The following is a 4,066-nucleotide window of genomic DNA, read 5'->3' on the forward strand; positions in this document are numbered from 1 at the left end:
GTATAGCTTGTTGTTTTGCCATTCATACATAACACTAAAGCCTCATTGCAAACACCTGAAAAAACAAATAAAGAAGGAATCACTATGTCATCTCCGCTAGCCAGTCAATTAACCCAACGCTTCTTCCGCTATCTGGCGATCACCAGCCAGAGCGACCCGCACGCGACCACCCTGCCCACTACGCCGGGACAACACGCGATGGCGCAGGCGCTTGCCGATGAGTTACGACAGCTGGGCCTGGATGAAATCGTGATTGACGAACACGCTACCGTCACGGCGGTTAAAAAAGGCAATGTTCCCGGCGCGCCGCGGATTGGCTTTATTACCCATATCGATACCGTCGACGTCGGCCTGTCGCCGGATATTCATCCACAGATTCTGCGCTTTACAGGTGAAGATCTCTGTTTGAATGCTGATAAAGATATTTGGCTACGAGTGACGGAACATCCGGAAATCGCCGCTTATCCGGGTGAAGATATCATTTTCAGCGACGGCACCAGCGTACTCGGAGCCGATAATAAATCCGCCGTGACGGTGGTGATGACGGTGCTGGAAAACCTGACGGCGGAGCATCGCCACGGTGATATCGTTGTCGCGTTTGTCCCGGATGAAGAAGTTGGCCTGCGCGGGGCCAAAGCGCTGGATCTTTCCCGCTTTGTCGTCGACTTCGCCTGGACTATCGACTGCTGCGAGCTGGGCGAAATCGTCTATGAGAACTTTAACGCCGCAGCAGCAGAGATCCGCTTTACCGGCGTCACCGCTCACCCGATGTCGTCAAAAGGTGTGCTGGTCAATCCCTTGCTAATGGCTACCGATTACATGAGCCATTTTGACCGCCAGCAAACCCCGGAGCATACCGCCGGACGCGAAGGCTACGTCTGGTTTAACGGTATCCAGGGCGATCAAAACAGCACACTGCTACAGGCCAGCATTCGCGATTTTGACCTTGAAAGTTTTAACCGTCGCAAGCAGCAGATTGGCGAAGTAGCGCAAAAAATCGCCGTGCAGTATCCAACAGGCAGCGTCGAATTTCACGTCAGCGACACTTATAGCAACATCAGCAATGCGATTGGCGAAGATCGCCGGGCCATCGACCTGATGTTTGAGGCGATGGAAAGCTTAGGGATCACACCGAAACCGACGCCGATGCGCGGAGGCACCGACGGCGCGGCGCTATCGGCAAAGGGAGTATTAACACCAAACTTCTTTACCGGCGCGCACAACTTCCACTCGAAATTTGAGTTTCTGCCACTGCGCGCCTTTGAGGCCTCTTATCAGACCGCGTTACAGCTCTGTCTGCTAGCCGCGCGTTAAATCGGTTTGCGTGCCAGCATAGTGGCAAAACGCAGCTTAATGCGATTACCGTTGGCGTCGGTGCGATGCAGTTCGCCGACGTCTTCGTTGTACTTGAGGAACTCCCAACCCGCGTAATAATTACGCAGCTCTTGCGGTTTAAAGGCAAACGGGAAACCAACGGTGCACGGATAGTCTTCAGTATCCATCGCCGCGACGATCAGGTTGTATCCACCAACTTTAGTGCAGCGCTGCATGTTATCAATAAGCCCCGGGATCGTCTTTGCCTCAAGGAACATCATCACCACGGTGGAGAGAATAAAATCATACTCGCCGTCAAAGCTCAGCGAGTTAAGGTCCTTAATCGCCGCCTGCAGGTTCTCCAGCCCTTCCGCCTGACGAATACTTTCGAGATTGCTGATGCTGCCCGGGTTTTTATCCCATGCGGTAACGTCAAAGCCATTAGCCGCCAAATAAAGGCTATTGCGCCCGTTACCGCAGCCCAGATCCAGCGTCTTGCCCGGCGCAATCAGCGTCGCGGCATGCACCACTTCCGAGTGGGTGCGGGTCATACCGTATTTATCGGTAAAGTAGTTTTCATCACGAAGAGTCATGGTTAATCCTTATTTTTTAATAACGTGTCGCGTTCGACGCGAATCAGCAGTTTGCCGCGCATCAGCAGCAGAAAGGTTCGTATCAGCAGTATCCCGATGATCAGATTGGTAAAAATAAATAATGGGATCGCCAGTGTGTGGAAAAAGCCGTCAGGATGAGTGTGGCCAAGATGCAGCCCGGTCGTCGCCAGAGCGGAAATACCGAACGAGAAACTCCAGAACGACGCGTTAAACGGCTGGCGCAAATACCACGGCATCAGGCGCAACATAAACAGCAACTGGAGCAAGCCGTAGCCAAACAGCAGCTTAGCAAAGGTATCCGCTTCCCCACCGTTGACGCTCAACCAGGCGCTGCACGCCACCAGTGCCGGGGCCAGTTGAATGCCCAGCGAGGTTCGCATGGCGGTCGGCAGTTCGCCATCGCTGCGCAGACGCTGCAAAATCACCGGCTCCAGGCTGAGCCACGAGAAGATCCCCGCGCCAAGAAACACCAGCCCGGCATCGTTAAAACCCAGCGCGCCGCAGGCCATGGCGCTAATAAAGTTGTTCGCCACCGTCGGCAAGTAGAGACCCGGCGTCGTCGCCTCTCCGGGGTGTTGTCCCCGCCATAGTCCGGCGCTTTGCCAGGCTGAATAGGAGAGCTGTAGCACCACGCCAAGACTAAACAGGACCAGCGATAGCGAGCGCAGCCATGGCACAAAGCCGATGGAGACCAGCATGGTGGTCGCCGGAAAAAGGCTGACAAAGCTGCTGGCGACCGGGTGACGCATCTCTTGCAGTACGCTATGCGGAAAACGTAGCGCCCGCGAAATAAACGCGACCGCCAGCAGCGCCCAAATGACCATCGCCAGAATCACCAGCCCGTCACCAATAGCCCGGCTCACCGGCCAGATGGTACTGGCATAGCGCCAGGCGAAGCCCATACCGATAATGCCCAGCACCATGCCAAAGTAACCCGCCGGTAAATTTATTACCTGACTCTTATTCTGGTTTTTATTCATTTTGTTTAATATTTCAATTTATCTTAAGTTGCATTTTAAAAGAACCTTCAAAAACGCGCTACGGAGTTTTTTGCTATCTTTATGTTAACCATACGTAATGAGAAAGTCCGATGCGCAAATATTGCCTCAGTGAGAAGGTTCGCCAGTTTCACTATGAAGAGGACGGGAACAAACATAGCGTAAATCTGCGGCAAATTGTCGCCTTGCGTGATTTCTCTGACGTGAAAGTCGGGGACGAAGGCGGCTGGCTGGACGATGAAGAGGCGCTGAGCCACAGCGGCGGGTGCTGGATTTATGATGCCAATAGCGCCGTTTTTGATGGTTCGAGGATTGAGGGCAACGCGCGGTTGACCGGCGAGTGCGTGATCGGTCACGGAGTCATCATTAGCGATAACGCCCGTCTGGATAGCGTACACATCAGCCACTACGCACGAGTAAGTGACAACGTCACAATAGAGTCATCCCGAATTCGTGGTTGTTGTCATCTGGCGGACGACGCGCGGATCCTCCCCCACAGCTTGATTATCGCCGCTCAGGGGCTCACCGCCGACAATGATAAGATCTTGCGTATTTATCAGCGGGCGACAGTCAGTACATCGCGGATTGTCCATCAGGCGCAAATTTACGGTGATGCCTTTGTCGAATATGCGTTCGTCGAACATCGAGCGGAGATTTTTGACAATGCCCGGCTGGAAGGCAACAACGAGAACGATGTTTGGGTTTGTGATAACGCCAGAGTCTATGGCAACGCGCGGATTATCGCCGGGCGCGAAGAGGACGCCATTCCAACCCTGCGTTACAGCTCGCAGGTCGCAGAAAATGCAATCGTAGAAGGAAACTGCCTGCTTAAGCATCGGGTGATGGTCGGCGGCCATGCGCACCTGCGCGGTGGGCCAATCCTGCTTGATGATGAGGTATTAATAGAGGGAAACGCAGCTATCTGTGGTGATGTGATAATCGAACATCAGGTGGCAATTCGCGACGGCGCACGAGTTGAGGCAAGTGCTGGCGATGCCATTCATATTCGTGGCGCAAAGGTTATTAGCGGCGACGAGCATATTACCCGTACGCCAATCGTCGGTTTTCTGTAAGCCTTACTCCCCGGGGGCGGCGCTCAACGCGCCTTGCCCGGGCTACGGATCCGAGCGGTCTGTGGGT

Annotated in this window: 4 protein-coding genes; 2 read left to right on the forward strand and 2 right to left on the reverse strand. The window is 54.1% G+C overall.

Going from position 1 to position 4,066, the window contains the following annotated elements:
• Positions 1 to 84: 84 nt before the first annotated feature.
• Positions 85 to 1,314 (forward strand): peptidase T, encoded by a 1,230-nt coding sequence (gene pepT, locus QVF11_RS05790; protein ID WP_287855615.1) that lies wholly within the window; start codon positions 85 to 87, stop codon positions 1,312 to 1,314.
• Here pepT and tehB read toward each other — a convergent pair.
• Positions 1,311 to 1,907 (reverse strand): tellurite resistance methyltransferase TehB, encoded by a 597-nt coding sequence (tehB, locus tag QVF11_RS05795; RefSeq protein ID WP_287855617.1) that lies wholly within the window; start codon positions 1,905 to 1,907, stop codon positions 1,311 to 1,313. The two genes, pepT and tehB, sit on opposite strands and share 4 nt — an antisense overlap.
• 2 nt (positions 1,908 to 1,909) lie before the next feature.
• A complete protein-coding gene (tehA, locus tag QVF11_RS05800; protein WP_112216875.1) occupies positions 1,910 to 2,908 on the reverse strand; it encodes a dicarboxylate transporter/tellurite-resistance protein TehA in 999 nt (332 codons plus the stop codon).
• Positions 2,909 to 3,018: 110 nt separating this feature from the next.
• On the opposite strand from tehA, the gene ydcK reads away from it, so the two are divergent.
• Positions 3,019 to 3,999: a YdcK family protein gene (gene ydcK / locus QVF11_RS05805; RefSeq protein WP_142513638.1), complete on the forward strand. Its 981-nt coding sequence runs from the start codon at positions 3,019 to 3,021 to the stop codon at positions 3,997 to 3,999.
• The last annotated feature ends 67 nt before the right edge of the window (positions 4,000 to 4,066 follow it).

This window comes from Klebsiella sp. (genome assembly GCF_027492335.1).
In the GTDB taxonomy this organism is placed as follows: domain Bacteria; phylum Pseudomonadota; class Gammaproteobacteria; order Enterobacterales; family Enterobacteriaceae; genus Klebsiella; species Klebsiella huaxiensis.